The organism is Streptomyces sp. NPDC051051 (assembly GCF_040682975.1).
Taxonomy (GTDB): Bacteria; Actinomycetota; Actinomycetes; order Streptomycetales; family Streptomycetaceae; genus Streptomyces.
Window position 1 is genome coordinate 167536 of the sequence record NZ_JBFBCB010000005.1, and the last position, 15132, is coordinate 182667.

At 71.3% G+C, this 15132-nt stretch carries 14 protein-coding genes; 7 read left to right on the top strand and 7 right to left on the bottom strand.

What is annotated here, in order from left to right; translation table 11 throughout:
* Positions 1 to 102: 102 nt before the first annotated feature.
* Entirely contained in the window at positions 103 to 1509 is a 1407-nt protein-coding gene (locus AB0N31_RS06140) for a family 2B encapsulin nanocompartment shell protein (RefSeq protein WP_366057164.1), read from the bottom strand.
* 173 nt (positions 1510 to 1682) lie between these two features.
* On the opposite strand from AB0N31_RS06140, the gene AB0N31_RS06145 reads away from it, so the two are divergent.
* Positions 1683 to 2594, top strand: a complete 912-nt coding sequence (locus AB0N31_RS06145; protein WP_366057165.1) for a pyridoxal-phosphate dependent enzyme — start codon at positions 1683 to 1685, stop codon at positions 2592 to 2594.
* A 36-nt stretch (positions 2595 to 2630) separates the two neighbouring features.
* Here AB0N31_RS06145 and AB0N31_RS06150 read toward each other — a convergent pair whose 3' ends face one another.
* Entirely contained in the window at positions 2631 to 4229 is a 1599-nt protein-coding gene (locus AB0N31_RS06150; RefSeq protein WP_366057166.1) for a Na+/H+ antiporter, read from the bottom strand.
* A 60-nt stretch (positions 4230 to 4289) separates the two neighbouring features.
* Between AB0N31_RS06150 and AB0N31_RS06155 the strand changes: the two genes are divergently transcribed.
* The 3 genes from AB0N31_RS06155 (at position 4290) to AB0N31_RS06165 (ending at position 6386) form a co-directional block, all read left to right on the top strand.
* The gene (locus AB0N31_RS06155; protein WP_366057167.1) at positions 4290 to 4550 is read left to right on the top strand and encodes a UBP-type zinc finger domain-containing protein; all 261 of its coding nucleotides are present in this window, start codon (positions 4290 to 4292) and stop codon (positions 4548 to 4550) included.
* Between the two features lie 271 nt (positions 4551 to 4821).
* On the top strand, positions 4822 to 5235 hold the full coding sequence (locus AB0N31_RS06160; RefSeq protein ID WP_366057168.1) for an anti-sigma regulatory factor: 414 nt from the start codon (positions 4822 to 4824) through the stop codon (positions 5233 to 5235).
* Positions 5232 to 6386 carry a SigB/SigF/SigG family RNA polymerase sigma factor gene (locus tag AB0N31_RS06165; protein ID WP_366057169.1) on the top strand — a complete coding sequence of 385 codons (1155 nt, stop codon included), beginning with the start codon at positions 5232 to 5234 and terminating at the stop codon, positions 6384 to 6386. The genes AB0N31_RS06160 and AB0N31_RS06165 overlap by 4 nt, the downstream gene beginning before the upstream one ends.
* A gap of 30 nt (positions 6387 to 6416) precedes the next feature.
* On the opposite strand, the gene AB0N31_RS06170 is transcribed toward AB0N31_RS06165, so the two are convergent.
* Positions 6417 to 6812 carry a hypothetical protein gene (locus AB0N31_RS06170; protein WP_366057229.1) on the bottom strand — a complete coding sequence of 132 codons (396 nt, stop codon included), beginning with the start codon at positions 6810 to 6812 and terminating at the stop codon, positions 6417 to 6419.
* 249 nt (positions 6813 to 7061) lie between these two features.
* On the opposite strand from AB0N31_RS06170, the gene AB0N31_RS06175 reads away from it, so the two are divergent.
* Both AB0N31_RS06175 and AB0N31_RS06180 read left to right on the top strand, forming a co-directional pair.
* Positions 7062 to 8030 carry a diacylglycerol kinase family protein gene (locus AB0N31_RS06175; RefSeq protein ID WP_366057170.1) on the top strand — a complete coding sequence of 323 codons (969 nt, stop codon included), beginning with the start codon at positions 7062 to 7064 and terminating at the stop codon, positions 8028 to 8030.
* 319 nt (positions 8031 to 8349) lie between these two features.
* Positions 8350 to 8607, top strand: a complete 258-nt coding sequence (locus AB0N31_RS06180; RefSeq protein ID WP_006142322.1) for a WhiB family transcriptional regulator — start codon at positions 8350 to 8352, stop codon at positions 8605 to 8607.
* Between the two features lie 169 nt (positions 8608 to 8776).
* Here AB0N31_RS06180 and AB0N31_RS06185 read toward each other — a convergent pair whose 3' ends face one another.
* On the bottom strand, positions 8777 to 10243 hold the full coding sequence (locus AB0N31_RS06185) for a PAS domain-containing sensor histidine kinase (RefSeq protein WP_366057230.1): 1467 nt from the start codon (positions 10241 to 10243) through the stop codon (positions 8777 to 8779).
* 596 nt (positions 10244 to 10839) lie between these two features.
* On the opposite strand from AB0N31_RS06185, the gene nagB reads away from it, so the two are divergent.
* Positions 10840 to 11625, top strand: a complete 786-nt coding sequence (nagB, locus tag AB0N31_RS06190) for a glucosamine-6-phosphate deaminase (RefSeq protein WP_366057171.1) — start codon at positions 10840 to 10842, stop codon at positions 11623 to 11625.
* Between the two features lie 86 nt (positions 11626 to 11711).
* On the opposite strand, the gene AB0N31_RS06195 is transcribed toward nagB, so the two are convergent.
* From AB0N31_RS06195 to AB0N31_RS06205, 3 genes are read right to left on the bottom strand one after another with little or no spacing between them, the layout of a single operon-like run.
* Entirely contained in the window at positions 11712 to 13205 is a 1494-nt protein-coding gene (locus AB0N31_RS06195; RefSeq protein WP_366057172.1) for a glycoside hydrolase family 3 protein, read from the bottom strand.
* A gap of 8 nt (positions 13206 to 13213) precedes the next feature.
* Positions 13214 to 14089, bottom strand: a complete 876-nt coding sequence (locus AB0N31_RS06200; protein ID WP_366057173.1) for a carbohydrate ABC transporter permease — start codon at positions 14087 to 14089, stop codon at positions 13214 to 13216.
* Positions 14086 to 15075 (bottom strand): sugar ABC transporter permease, encoded by a 990-nt coding sequence (locus AB0N31_RS06205; protein ID WP_366057174.1) that lies wholly within the window; start codon positions 15073 to 15075, stop codon positions 14086 to 14088. Before AB0N31_RS06205 ends, AB0N31_RS06200 begins: the two co-directional genes overlap by 4 nt.
* Positions 15076 to 15132 lie beyond the last annotated feature (57 nt).

The window sequence follows — 15132 nt, forward strand, 5'->3', positions numbered from 1 at the left end:
CCCTCGCCGGGTCGACGCACGGCGGCGGATGCGCGGCCGGGCGCGGACCCCCTGGGTGTACCCGCCCGGGTGGGCGGGGACACGGCGTCCGTACGGGTGAGGTCACCGCCAGCGACCGATCTCGACGTTCTCCAGCACGCCCAGCGCGTCCGGAACCAGCACCGCCGCCGAGTAGTAGGCCGTGACCAGGTACTTGATGACGGCTTGTTCGTTGATGCCCATGAACCGCACGGACAGGCTCGGCTCGATCTCGTCCGGGATGCCGGACTGGCGCAGGCCGATGACGCCCTGGTCCTGCTCGCCGAGGCGCATCGCGATGATCGAGCTGGTGCGGGCCTCGGTCACCGGGATCTTGTTGCACGGGTAGATCGGCACCCCCCGCCAGGTGGGGATCCGGTTGCCGGCGACGTCGATCGTCTCGGGGACGAGCCCCCGCTTGTTGAGTTCGCGGCCGATCGCGGCGATCGCGCGCGGGTGGGCGAGAAGCATCTTGGTGCCGCGCCGGCGGCTGAGCAGCTCGTCGAGGTCGTCCGGGCCCGGCACGCCGTCGTGCGGCTGGATCCGCTGGTCGTACTCGCAGTTGTGGAGCAGACCGAACTCACGGTTGTTGACCAGCTCGTGCTCCTGACGTTCCTTCAACGCCTCGACCGTCAGCCGCAGCTGCTGCTCGGTCTGGTTCATCGGCTGGTTGTACAGGTCGGCCACGCGCGAGTGGATGCGCAGGACGGTCTGGGCGATGCTCAGTTCGTACTCGCGCGGCCGGGCTTCGTAGTCCACGAAGGTGTGCGGGATGTCCGGCTCGCCGGCGTGCCCCGCGGCCAGGTCGACGGCCTTCTCGCCGTAGCGGTTGGTCGACTGCGCGGGGATCGAGCGCAGCCTCCGCAGGTGCTCGGACAGTGAGCCGGCGCGCTCGGCGACCTGCTCGAAGTCCTGGCGGGACAGGATCAGCACGGTGCAGGCGGTGTCCGCGCGGGCGGTGTACTCCCAGATGGCGTCCGGGTCGAGCAGTGCCTGGTCGCCGAAGTACGCGCCGTCGGCGAGGACTCCGAGGACCTGGTCGTCGCCGTAGGGGCCGGTGCCGACCTTCTCGACCCTGCCGTGCGCGAGGAGGTAGACCTTGTCGGTCCGGCTGCCGAAGGAGACGACGACCTCGCCCGGCGCGTACTCCCGCTGCCGGCAGCGGGAGGCCAGCTCCGAGAGCACGTCCTCGTCCTCGTAGGACCGCAGCGCGGGCAGTTCGCCCAGCTCCGTGGGGATGACCTCCACACGGTCCCCGGTCTTGACGAAGGTGACGCGACCGTCACCGACGGCGTACGTCAGGCGCCGGTTCACCCGGTACGTGCCGCCCTGCACGTCGACCCAGGGCAGATTCCGCAGCAGCCAGCGAGAGCTGATCTCCTGCATCTGCGGTACGGACTTGGTGGTGGTGGCCAGGTTCCGCGCGGCCGCGGTGCCAAGGCTCTGCTGCGGCTTGCCCTGCTCAGCGCGGACTTCTTCGCCTACCGACATAGAGAATTGCCCTCCCGGTGATGCGCCGGAGCCGTACTGCGCCGACGCACTGTTCTCGCGGCAAGCCTTCCATCACTCAAAGTGTTCGTGCCATTACCCGAAAGAGCGGGAATGGATCATCGACGGTGTGGGCACGGCGGGTTTTCGCACGAACGGTGTTCGACAATGACGGGGTGACCAGGCCCCTTCCGTTCGACTCCGCCGCCCTGCGCCCCCGGCTGCCCTCGCCGTTGGAGGAGGTGGTCGACGACCGGTTCGCCCGGCACGGCGTACGGCTGCTCCTCAAGCGGGACGACCTGATCCACCCGGAGCTGATCGGCAACAAGTGGCGCAAGCTCGTGCCGAACCTGGCGGCGGCGGGCGGGCGGCCGGTCGTCACGTTCGGGGGCGCGTACTCCAACCATCTGCGGGCGACGGCCGCCGCCGGCCGACTGCTGGGCCTGCCCACGGTGGGGGTGGTGCGCGGCGACGAGCTGGCCGGCCGCCCGCTGAACCCCTCGCTGGCCCGCTGCGCGGCCGACGGAATGCGGCTGCACTTCGTCGACCGGGCGACCTACCGCCGCAAGGCCGACCCCGCCGCGCTGGCGGCGGTCCTGAGCGCGGCGGGCGCCGAGGACGCGTACGTGGTGCCCGAGGGCGGCAGCAACGCGCCGGCCGTCCGCGGCTGCCGGGCCCTCGGCGAGGAACTGCGTGCCCACGCCGATGTCGTGGCCCTCGCCTGCGGCACCGGGGGCACCCTCGCGGGCCTCGCCGCCGGCCTGGGCCCCGGTCGGCGGGCCCTCGGCATACCGGTCCTCAAGGGCGGCTTCCTCGACGACGCGATACGGGCCCTGCAGCGGGAGGCGTTCGGCGGCCCGGTGGGCGACTGGCGGCTGGACGAACGCTTCCACTTCGGCGGGTACGCCCGCACCACGCCCGCACTCGAGGACTTCGCGCGGGACTTCGAGGAGCGGCACGGCCTGCCGGTCGAACGTCTCTATGTCGCCAAGTCGCTGTACGGACTTGTCGTTCTCGCCGAGGAGGGCGTCTTCCCGCGCGGGACCCGGCTCGCGGCGGTCGTGACGGGAGCACCGTTCACCTCCTGACCCGCCCGCCCCACGCTCCCCACCGGACGAAAGGCCCTAACCCGCCTCCCGGTAGGCGGCGGCCTCCTCCAGGTCCAGCCTGCGCAGCAGCGTCCGCAGCATCTCGTCGTCGATGTGGCGGCCGTCGCGCAGCCGCACGAAGACCTCCCGCTCGGCGCTGATCACCTCGCGGGACAGCCGGCGGTAGGTGTCGTCGACGGTCTCGCCGGTGACCGGGTTGACCTGGCCGAGGCGTTCCCAGACGGCGTTGCGGCGGCGTTCGAGGACGGTGCGCAGGCGGTCGGCGAGGGGCAGGGGCAGGGCGTTGCGTTCGTCGGACAGCAGTTCCTCCAGCCGCTGCTCGGCGACCCGGGAGGCCTGGGCCTGGGCGTTGGCCTCGGCGAGGGTCGCGGCCTGCGGGTCGGGGGCGGGGAACTTCAGCAGGCGGATCAGCGGGGGCAGGGTCAGTCCCTGTACGACCAGGGTGCCGATGACCGTGGTGAAGGTCAGGAAGAGGATCAGGTTGCGGTGCGGGAAGGGCGCCTCGCCGTGGTCCACGGTGACGGGGACGGAAAAGGCGATGGCCAGCGAGACCACGCCGCGCATGCCGGCCCAGCCGATGACGAGCGGCCCCCGCCAGGTCGGGTTGTCCTCGCGCGCGCGGACGCGTGCCGACAGCAGCCGGGGCAGGAAGGTCGCCGGGTACACCCACAGGAAACGGACCGCGACGACCACGAGGAAGAGGGCGACCGCGTACAGGACGGCGTCCAGGCCCTCGTAGTCGCCGAGGCCCCTGAGGACGATCTGGAGCTGCAGGCCGATGAGTGCGAAGACCGCCGACTCCAGCACGAAGGCGACCATCTTCCACACCGCCTCCTCCTGGAGCCGGGTGGCGAAGTCGACCTCCCACGCGCGGTGGCCGAGGTAGAGGGCGACGACCACGACGGCGATGACGCCGGAGGCGTGGAACTGCTCGGCGGCCGCGTACGCGACGAACGGGATGAGCAGGGAGAGGGTGTTCTGGAGGAGCGGTTCCTTCAGGTGGGTGCGCAGCCAGTGCAGCGGAGCCATCAGGATCAGGCCGACGGCGGTGCCGCCGACCGCCGCGACCAGGAACTCCTCCATCCCGCCGGCCCAGGACGCGCCCTCGCCGACGACGACCGCGAGGGCCACCTTGTAGGCGGTGATCGCGGTCGCGTCGTTCAGCAGGGACTCGCCCTGGAGGATCGTGGTCACCTTCGACGGCAGGCCCACCCTGCGTGCCACCGCCGTCGCCGCGACCGCGTCCGGCGGCGCCACCACCGCGCCCAGCACCAGCGCCGCGGTCAGCGGCAGTCCGGGGACCATCAGATAGGCGGCCCACCCGACGGCGAGCGTCGCGAAGAGGACGTACCCGACCGACAGCAGGGCCACGGGCCGCAGCTGGGCACGGAGGTCGAGGTACGAGCTGTCGGTGGCGGAGGTGTACAGCAGCGGGGGCAGCAGGAGCGGCAGCACGATGTCGGGGTCGAGGGTGTAGTCCGGCACCCCGGGGACGTACGACACGGCCAGGCCCACGGCGACGAGCAGCAGCGGTGCCGGCACCGGTGTGCGCCGGGCCGCCGCGGCGACCGCCGCACTGCCCGCCACCAGCAACAGCAGTGGCATCACGTCCATGTCCCGCCCACCCTCGTTTTTCCGCACGGCCGTCCGTACGACCGTCGTAATCTGGCAATCATGAAACAGTGCACGCACGCCGAAGCGCTGCCGCACCCCGAACCCGTCCCGCGCGGCGAGACGTGTCCTGAGTGCCTGCGGGACGGCACCGACCCGGTGCAGCTACGGCTCTGCATGACGTGCGGCCACGTGGGCTGCTGCGACTCCTCGCCGGGCCGGCACGCCACAGAGCACCACAAGGAATCGGGTCATCCGATCATGCGGACCTTCGAACCCGGTGAGAACTGGCGCTGGTGCTTCGTCGACCACGTCCTCGTCTGAGCCGTGCCGGGGACGGCCCGTCCGTCGACCGGGTACGGTTCGGGCATCTGACGCCTGGGTACGTCAACCCGGCGCGCCCTCTTCTCTTTTGGGCCGACGGACCCCTAGACACGGAGCGTATTCACAGTTTTACTGTGAGTGACGACAGGGGGTCGGGGTCCCGGGGACAGGACGGACGAGGGCGCGGTAGCGTCACCGCTGCACCACCCACGCGTTATCCCGGGGGGCGACCCTCGGCCCCCGGAAAGCTTGTACCACCTTGGAGGTGAGGGTGTCCCAGATCGCAGGCGAGCCCGCGACCCAGGACTTCGTGGAAGTCCGGCTGCCGGCTGCGGGTGCCTACCTGTCGGTGCTGCGGACGGCCACGGCCGGCCTCGCGGCCCGTTTGGACTTCACCCTGGACGAGATCGAGGACCTGCGCATCGCGGTGGACGAGGCCTGCGCGATCCTGCTCCAGCAGGCCGTGCCCGGTTCGGTGCTCAGTTGTGTCTTCCGCCTGATCGACGACTCGCTGGAGGTCACCGTCTCGGCGCCGACCACCGACGGGCACGCCCCCGCGCGCGACACGTTCGCGTGGACCGTGCTGTCCGCCCTCGCGGGCAAGGTGTCCTCCGCCGTGGACGAGGACAAAACCGTTTCGATCAGCCTCTACAAACAGCGCGGCGCGGGACCCGGGCCGGCGTGACGAACGGGGACGGGCCGGTGCGGGACGAAGAGCGCGGCACATGGGAGCTGCCGGCCGAGAGCGCCGGGACGGCGGTCCCGGCGGGCGGTTCCCGACGCATGGCGGACGGCATCGACGGCATTCCCGAGCAGGCCCGGCCGCATCCGGAGGACGAGCCGGCCTCCGCGGGGACCGGCTTCCCGGAAAGTGCCGAGCAGGAGCCGCCTCGGGAGAGGCGGATCGGGGGCACCCCAGGCCGGGCCGAGGAAGAGGCTCGACAGAGGGCGACGGGCGGGACGATGAGCGAGCACGAGCGAGACCACGAACACGGCGGCGTGCCGGGCACGCGGCACGAGCCTCAGCAGCCCGCGCCGCACCGGCTCGCGCCCCAGCAGCCGGTGCCCCCGGCACGCGAGCCCCAGGACCGCAGCGGGGCACGGGCGAAGTTCGTCGAGCTGCGCGGACTGAAGGAGGGCAGCCCGGAGTACGCGGAGCTGCGCAACCAGCTGGTCCGCATGCACCTGCCGCTCGTCGAGCACCTCGCGCGCCGCTTCCGCAACCGCGGGGAGCCGCTGGACGACCTGACCCAGGTCGCCACCATCGGCCTGATCAAGTCGGTCGACCGCTTCGACCCGGACCGCGGCGTGGAGTTCTCGACGTACGCGACGCCGACGGTCGTCGGCGAGATCAAGCGGCACTTCCGTGACAAGGGCTGGGCGGTGCGGGTGCCGCGCCGGCTGCAGGAGCTGCGGCTGTCGCTGACGACGGCCACGGCGGAGCTGTCCCAGCTGCACGGCCGCTCGCCGACCGTGCACGAGCTGGCCGAGAAGCTGGCGATCTCGGAGGAGGAGGTCCTGGAGGGCCTGGAGTCGGCCAACGCCTACTCCACCCTGTCGCTCGACGTCCCCGACACCGACGACGAGTCCCCGGCGGTCGCCGACACCCTCGGCGCCGAGGACGAGGCGCTGGAGGGCGTCGAGTACCGCGAGTCCCTCAAGCCGCTCCTGGAGGATCTGCCGCCGCGCGAGAAGCGGATCCTGCTGCTGCGTTTCTTCGGCAACATGACGCAGTCGCAGATCGCGCAGGAGGTCGGCATCTCCCAGATGCACGTCTCCCGCCTGCTGGCGCGCACGCTGGCCCAGCTGCGGGAGAAGCTGCTCGTCGAGGAGTGACCCTGCCGCGGCAGGCGTCCGTCGCGGCCGCTACTTCTTCTCTCCGCCGCCGGCGTTGCCGGGCCCCCGGATGCCGAGGGCCCGGGTCGTCTCGCCGTTGACGATCAGGACCAGCGCGGCGACGGCGGCGGCGGCCAGCGCGATGCCCGCCGGGATCGCCATGCTGTCGGCCTGGAGCAGGTTGTAGGCGACGGGCAGCGCCATGATCTGGGTGATGACGGCCGGCCCGCGGCTCCAGCTCCGGCAGCCCAGCAGCCCGCGGGCGGCGAGCAGGGGCAGCAGGGCGAGGACCACCAGCGTCACCCCGCCGGTGACGGCCTGCTGCCGGTCGTCGGGGTCACCGGTGATGCCGAGGACGAGGATCCAGAGCCCGCCGACGACCAGCGCCAGCCCTTCCAGGGCGACGAGCGCGGCGGCGTACGTCAGACGGCGCGGGCGGGGGCCCGCGGGTTCCGTGCCTTCCGCGTTCCCGGCGTTCTCCGTGCCCTTCGGGACTTTCGGGGTGGCGGGGTTCTGCTCGCTGCTCACCCCAGAAGGGTAGCCGCCGTTCCCCGGCCCGCCCCTGTCCCCCTCCGGCCCCGCGCATCCCCTCGTGTCACGGCTCACGCCGTGGGCGCGGGCCGATCCCCGTTCGGCCTTGTGCCTCGGTACCACCCAGTAGGTACGCTGCCCTCCATGCGTGCACTTCTCGTGGTCAATCCGGCGGCAACCACCACCAGTGCACGGACGCGCGACGTCCTCATCCACGCGCTCGCCAGCGAGATGAAGCTGGAGGCGGTCACCACCGAGTACCGCGGGCACGCACGGGACCTGGGGCGGCAGGCCGCGCAGAGCGACGACATAGACATGGTCGTCGCCCTCGGTGGCGACGGCACCATCAACGAGGTGGTCAACGGGCTGCTGCACGCCGGCCCCGACCCCGAGAACCTGCCCGGCATCGCCGTGGTCCCCGGCGGCTCCACCAATGTCTTCGCCCGCGCCCTCGGCCTGCCCAACGATCCCGTCGAGGCGACCGGCGCCCTGCTGGACGCCCTGCGCGAGGGCAGGGAGCGCACGGTCGGACTGGGACTCGCCTCCGGTACGCCGGGCACGGAGGACGAGGCGGTGCCGGCGCGCTGGTTCACCTTCAACGCCGGTCTCGGTTTCGACGCCGGGGTCGTCGGCCGGGTCGAACAGCAGCGTGAGCGCGGCCGGAGATCCACCCACGCGCTCTACGTCCGCCAGGCCGTGCGCCAGCTCCTCGGCGAGCCGCAGCGCCGGCACGGTTCGATCACGCTGGAGCGGCCGGGCGCGGACCCGGTGACCGATTTGGTGCTGTCCATCGTGTGCAACACGGCTCCGTGGACCTATCTGGGCAATCGCCCGGTGTACGCCTCACCTAAAGCCTCGTTCGATACCGGGCTCGACGTACTCGGTCTCAGCCGTCTGTCCACGGCTTCGGTTGTCCGGTATGGGACCCAGTTGCTCACTTCGTCCCCCGAGCGGGGACCCCATGGCAAGCATGCCGTGCCCTTGCACGATCTGGACCAGTTCACCTTGCATTCGAAGGTCCCGCTACCCCTCCAGATGGACGGTGACCACCTGGGGCTGCGTACCAGCGTGACGTTCACAGGCGTACGCCGTGCACTGCGTGTGATTGTGTGAGCAGAAAGGGCTGAAGTCCTTTCACTCGAACGTTTAGACCAGGGTCCACCCCATGGAAGTACGGCTGTGACCTAGTCGACACCGAGGAATCAAAAAAAACTTTCCGGAAGGGGTTGTATCCGCCGCTGAGGTTTGCGAGTCTCTACGTGGCGATCGGGACGGCCCGCAGGACCGGCCTCCACTGATCACCGGAACCCCTCTTCAATCCACAGGACCGCGCCAGGGAACCTGGCTGATGGCCCTTCACTTGTTGAGGGATTCGTGAAAGCGTTCACATTCACAAGCAACGTGCATGTAATACCAAGGAGAGGTAGCAGCCATGGACTGGCGTCACAACGCCGTTTGCCGCGAGGAAGACCCCGAGCTCTTCTTCCCCATCGGCAACACCGGTCCTGCGCTGCTGCAGATCGAGGAAGCCAAGGCCGTCTGCCGTCGCTGCCCCGTTATGGATCAGTGTCTGCAGTGGGCGCTCGAGTCCGGTCAGGACTCCGGCGTCTGGGGTGGCCTCAGCGAGGACGAGCGTCGCGCGATGAAGCGCCGCGCCGCCCGCAACCGGGCCCGTCAGGCCTCCGCCTGACGACACCCGCCCCGCAAGCCTGAGCTTGGCGGCGCGTACAGCGTGTACGCATCTCCCGCCCCCGAGCCGCAGCGCGCAGTACCCCCGATGCGCAGCACCCGCTGGCAACGAGCATTCGAGCCCCGGACCCCTGAATGGTCCGGGGCTTCTTGCTGTGCCCGGCCGGGAGTCACTTCTGCGCCCGCACCGGAATGTCCAGGATCACCTGCGTACCGCGCTCCGGCGCCGGAACCATGTCGAAGGATCCCCCCAACTCCCCCTCCACCAGCGTCCGTACGATCTGGAGGCCGAGGTTGCCCGAGGTGTGCGGGTCGAATCCTTCGGGAAGGCCGACACCGTCGTCCTGGACCGTGACCAGCAGGCGGCCCTCCTTCGTGGTGCCGCCGCGGACCGCCGAGACCTCGACCGTGCCGGTGTCGCCCTCGCGGAAGCCGTGCTCCAGCGCGTTCTGGAGGATCTCGGTGAGCACCATGGACAGCGGGGTGGCGACCTCCGCGTCGAGGATGCCGAAGCGTCCGGTGCGCCGGCCGGTCACCTTGCCCGGCGAGATCTCCGCGACCATCGCCAGGACGCGGTCGGCGATCTCGTCGAACTCCACGCGCTCGTCCAGGTTCTGAGACAGCGTCTCGTGGACGATGGCGATCGAGCCGACGCGCCGGACCGCCTCCTCCAGGGCCTCCCTGCCCCGCTCGGACTCGATCCGGCGGGCCTGGAGCCGGAGCAGGGCGGCCACGGTCTGGAGGTTGTTCTTCACCCGGTGGTGGATCTCCCGGATGGTCGCGTCCTTGGTGATCAACTCACGCTCGCGGCGGCGCAGTTCGGTGACGTCCCGGAGCAGGACGAGCGAACCGATGCGGGTGCCCTTGGGCTTGAGCGGGATGGCCCGGAACTGGATGACGCCGTCGTGCGCCTCGACCTCGAACTCGCGCGGCGCCCAGCCGCTGGCGACCTTGGCGAGCGCCTCGTCCACCGGGCCCCGGGTGGGGGCGAGTTCCGCGGTGGTCAGGCCGAGGTTGTGGCCGACCAGGTCGGAGGCGAGGCCCATCCGGTGGTAGGCGGAGAGGGCGTTCGGGGAGGCGTACTGGACGACCCCGTCGGCGTCGAGGCGGATCAGGCCGTCGCCGACGCGCGGGGCCGCGTCCATGTCCATCTGCTGGTCGGGGAACGGGAAGGAACCGGCCGCGATCATCTGCGCCAGGTCGGAGGCGCTCTGGAGGTAGGTCAGCTCCAGGCGGCTCGGGGTGCGCACGGTGAGCAGGTTGGTGTTGCGGGCGATCACGCCGAGCACCCTGCCCTCGCGCCGCACGGGGATGGACTCGACCCGGACGGGGACCTCCTCGCGCCACTCCGGGTCGCCCTCGCGCACGATCCGGCCCTCGTCGAGGGCGGCGTCCAGCAGGGGGCGGCGGCCGCGCGGAACGAGGTGGCCGACCATGTCGTCCTGGTAGGAGGTGGGTCCGGTGTTGGGGCGCATCTGGGCGACGGAGACGTAGCGGGTGCCGTCGCGCGTGGGGACCCACAGGACCAGGTCGGCGAAGGACAGGTCGGAGAGCAGCTGCCACTCCGAGACCAGCAGGTGCAGCCACTCGAGGTCGGAGTCGCCGAGTGCGGTGTGCTGGCGTACGAGTTCGTTCATGGAGGGCACGTCTGCGAGCGTACCTGGGGGTATGTGCGGGGCCTAAAAAAGCCGGCGGCACGCGCGCCCGGAGACACCCGCGGGCCGCGGCGCCTGAGAGGGACCCTCAGCCCTCCCGGCACCGCAGCCCGGAGCAATACCGGCCGCGGGGTGTGCGGTCCCGTCGGCCGAGGGTGAGGATCCGGGGCAGTCAGGGCAGAGAGCTCCGGGTCCTCGGTCCGCCTTCCTGTGCGGGGAAGGCGGAGGTCTGCTGTGCGACCCCACCATTGTGGACTAGACCACTTCGACTGTCCATGTGCGGGAGCCTGCGCGTTCGTCAGCCGGGGCGGATATTCGGACGCCCTAGCATCCATGACGCAGCCTAGCCTGTGCGGGCCCCCCTGCGGAGCCGGATGACGGGGCGGTTTCCGGACCGTCCGGGGCGCGACCGAACTCCACCGCCCTCCCGGCCCCTCCCACCGTCCCCGCGCCGCCCCTCCCGCCGCCTCCGGCTCCGCTGCCGCCTGGGCGGAGATACCCGATTCTGTTAGATTGGTCTAAACCACATAGGCCCTTCCGGGCCCCCGTCGAGCCCCTCTCCAGAACGGCAGGCCAGCGTGGAAGTTGTCATCGTTGCGGACGCCAGGTCGGGCGGCGAACTCGTCGCCGAGGCCATCGCACAGCTGCTGCGGCGCAAGCCCGACGCCCTGCTGGGAGTGGCCACCGGTTCCACCCCGCTGCCCGTCTACCAGGCATTGACGGCCCGGGTGCGGTCCGGCGCCGTCGACACCTCGCGGGCGCGCATCGCCCAGCTCGACGAATATGTCGGCCTGCCCGCCGAACACCCCGAGTCCTACCGCTCGGTGCTGCGCCGGGAGGTGCTGGAGCCGCTCGGCATCGGCATGGAGGCCTTCCTGGGACCGGACGGCACCGCCGAGGACGTACAGGCCGCGTGCGAGGCCTACGACCGGGGGCTGGCCGCGGCCGGCGGGGTCGACCTCCAGCTGCTCGGGATCGGGACCGACGGGCACATCGGGTTCAACGAGCCCTGTTCCTCGCTGGCCTCCCGGACGCGGATCAAGACGCTCACCGAGCAGACCCGGGTCGACAACGCGCGGTTCTTCGACGGGGACGTCGAACAGGTCCCGCACCACGTCATCACGCAGGGCATCGGGACCATCCTGGAGGCACGGCACCTGGTGCTGCTCGCCACGGGCGAGGGCAAGGCGGACGCCGTCGCCGCGACCGTCGAGGGGCCGGTGGCGGCCGTCTGTCCCGCCTCGGCGCTCCAGCTGCACCCGCACGCGACCGTCGTCGTCGACGAGGGTGCCGCGTCCAAGCTGAAGCTCGCGGACTACTTCCGCCACACCTACGCCCACAAGCCCGGATGGCAGGGAATCTGAAGCCCGGTCCCCGCAGCGCCCCGCACGACGCCACGGGCGCCGGATCCCCCGAAAGGGATCCGGCGCCCGTTCTGTCGCAGGGGCCGTCACCTGCCCGCGATGACCTCCGCCGCCGCCCGCCCGCAGACCCGGGCCGCGCCGTGGGTGGCGAGGTGGAGGGCGCCGCGGGCCGGGGACTGGGGGACGCCCATCTCGACGACGATCGTGTCGGGGCGGGCGGCGAGGAGGGTGTCCAGGGCCGCCGTCATCCAGGGGTGGCGGTGCTCGTCGCGGACCACGGCCACGATCCGCCGCTCCCCGGCCGCGATCAGTGCCGCGTGTCCCGCGTCCTCGCCGGCGAAGCCGCCCGTCTCGGTGCCGGGCAGGAGCCGGGAGAGCTCCGCGGCCACGCCCCAGGGCGTCTCGTCGCCGACGGCGATGTTGGCGACCGGGGTGAGGGCGGCCACGTACGGGGCGTCGGTGAGCGGGGTGAAGGGGCCGGCGGCGGTGCGGCGCAGGGCGCGGCGGGCGGCGACGAGACCGATGTCGGTGTGCGCGGCGGCCCGGTCGGCGGACGGGGAGGCCGCGGCGGAGGCGGTCCAGCGGGCCAGGGCGCGGACCCGTTCCGCCGCGTCGGCGAGGCGTTCCTCCGGGAGGTCGCCCGTGCGGACCGCGGCGACGAGGGCGTCGCGCAGGCGTCGTACCGTCTCGTCGTCGGCGAGGCCGCCGCCCACGCAGATGGCGTCGGCGCCGGCCGCGACGGCCAGGACGCTGCCGCGCTCGATGCCGTAGGTGCCGGCGATCGCCCGCATCTCCATGCCGTCGGTGACGATCAGGCCGTCATAGCCGAGTTCGCCGCGCAGCAGGTCCGTCAGGATGCGGCGGGACAGGGTCGCCGGGTGGTCCGGGTCCAGGGCCGGGACCAGGATGTGCGCGCTCATCACGGCCCGGCTGCCGGCCGCGATGGCGGCGCGGAACGGGGCCAGTTCGCGCTCGGCCAGCACGGCCGGGTCCACGTCGATGCGGGGCAGGGCGAGGTGCGAGTCGACGGCCGTGTCCCCGTGGCCGGGGAAGTGCTTGGTGCAGGCGGCGACGCCGGCCGCCTGCAGGCCGGTGACGTAGGCCGCGGTGTGCCGGGCGACCAGGCCGGGGTCGGCGCCGAAGGACCGTACGCCGATCACCGGGTTGTCCGGGTTGGAGTTCACGTCGGCCGAGGGGGCCCAGTTGAGGTCGACCCCGCAGGCCGCGAGGCGGCGGCCCAGCTCGAAGGCGACCTGCCCGGTCAGGTCCACGTCGTCCACCGCGCCCAGGGCGTGGTTGCCGGGGAAGCTGGAGCCGGTCCGCACCTCGAGGCGGGTGACGTCGCCGCCCTCCTCGTCGATCGCGACGAGCACGTCGTCGCGTTCGGCGCGCAACTGTGAGGTCAGCGCGGCGAGTTGTTCGGGAGAGGCGATGTTGCGGCCGAACAGGCCGACCGCGGCCAGGCCCTCGCCGAGCCGGCGCAGCAGCCAGTCGGGGGCGCTGGTGCCCGCGAAGCCGGGCTGGAGGACCGTCAGGGCGTCGCGCGTCAGCGTGTCGGTGCCGCTGGCGAATGTCGTCATCGGGGGCGTTATCCCTTCACGGCGCCCGCGGTGAGACCCGCGGCCATCTTGCGCTGGACGAGGAGGAACAGCACGACGATCGGCACGGCCATCATGGTGGCGCCGGCCATCATCGGGGCGTACTCGGTGCCGTGCTTGGTGGAGAAGTTGCTCAGCCAGACGGTGGCGGTCTGGTTCTTCTGGCTGAGCAGCATCAGGGCGTAGAGGTACTCGTTCCACGCCTGGATGAAGCCGTAGACCGAGGTGGCGACCATGCCGGGGGCGAGCAGCGGGAAGACGACGCGGACGAAGGCGCCGGTGCGGGAGCAGCCGTCGACCATCGCGGCCTCCTCCAGCTCCTTCGGGATGTTGACGATGAAGCCGCGCAGGGTCCACACGGTGAAGGGCAGGATGAAGGTCAGGTAGGTGATGATCAGGCCGGTCAGCCGGTCGTACTGGCCCAGGTCGTTCAGGAGCAGGAAGACCGGGATGATCATGGCGACCAGCGGGACCATCTGGACCGCGAGGATGCCGACGATCACGATCTTGCGGCCGCGGAAGGCGAACCGGGAGATGGCGAGGGCGGCCAGCATGCCGACGACGACGCCGATCGCGACGACCGCGAGCGAGACGACGAGGCTGCGGGCGACCGGACCCCAGAAGTCGGCGATGTCCATCGCCCGGCCGAAGTTGGAGAGGGTCAGCGAGGTGGGCAGCAGGCTCGGGTCCGGGTCGATGGCGTCCTTCGCCGGCTTGAACGCGGTGTTGAGCATCCAGTAGACGGGGAAGCCGGCGACGACGAAGACCAGGAGGCCGACGAGGTTCCAGCCGAGCTTGGACCGGCGGCGGCCCGGGCCGCCGGAGCCTTCGGCGGAGCCGCTCTTCGCCGTGGCGATGGCGCTCATTCGACCTCTCCGATCTTCAGCATCTGGCGCATGTACACGGCGACCACGCCGAGCAGCAGGAGCACGGTGATCAGGGCGATCGCCGAGCCCTGGCCGTAGTCGTTGACGACGAAGGCGCGGTCGTAGGAGTACGTCGTCAGCAGCTGGAACTCGGCCTCGGGATGGCCGTTGCGCATCACGAAGACCTGTGGGAAGACGCCCATGTCCCAGATGACCGACAGGGTCGTGAGCATCACGATGATCGGCTTGAGGATGGGCAGGGTGACGTACCGGAAGACGCCCCAGGCGCCGGCGCCGTCGAGGCGGGCGGCCTCCTCCAGCTCCTTGGGGACCTGGGTGAGACCGGCGCTGAGGGTGATCACGACGAACGGGACGGCTCCCCAGATCACCAGCAGCATGATCACGGCCAGGCCCTGCGGCCCGCTCGCGAACCAGTTGTGGCCGATCAGGTCGACGCCGGGCAGCCTGCTCAGGACCGCGTTGAGGATGCCGTAGTCCGCGTCGAACAGCCACTTGAAGACCGTGGTGGCCACGATGATCGGCATGCCCCAGCTGGCCACCAGTGCGATGTTGATGAGCGTCTTCACCCAGCCGGACACCCGCTGGAGCAGCAGCGCGATCAGCATGCCGACGACCATCGTGAAGACGACGCAGCCGGCCGCGAAGACGATCGTGCGCACGACGACCGCCCAGAACTCGCCGTCTCCCAGCACCTTGGTGAAGTTGTCGAACCCGACCGACTCGGCCGGCTGGAAACCCCACAGCTGGGACTGCCCGAACTTCTGGAAGGAGAGGGTGACCAGGCGGACGAGCGGATAGCCCATCACCAGCAGGAGGACCAGCAGGCAGGGGGCGAGCAGCAGCCAGGGGGTGCCGGCGCCGGCGGAGGTCCCCTTGGCGCGGGGCCGTCGTGGCGCGGACGGCGGCGGCGGTGCGGGCCGCGGTGGCGGCACCTTGGCGGGGGTGGTCGTGTCTGCGGCACTCATCGCGCGCTCCTCAGCGGTCCCTCAGGTCGTACGGAGGCCGGGCCCCGTGGGTGTACG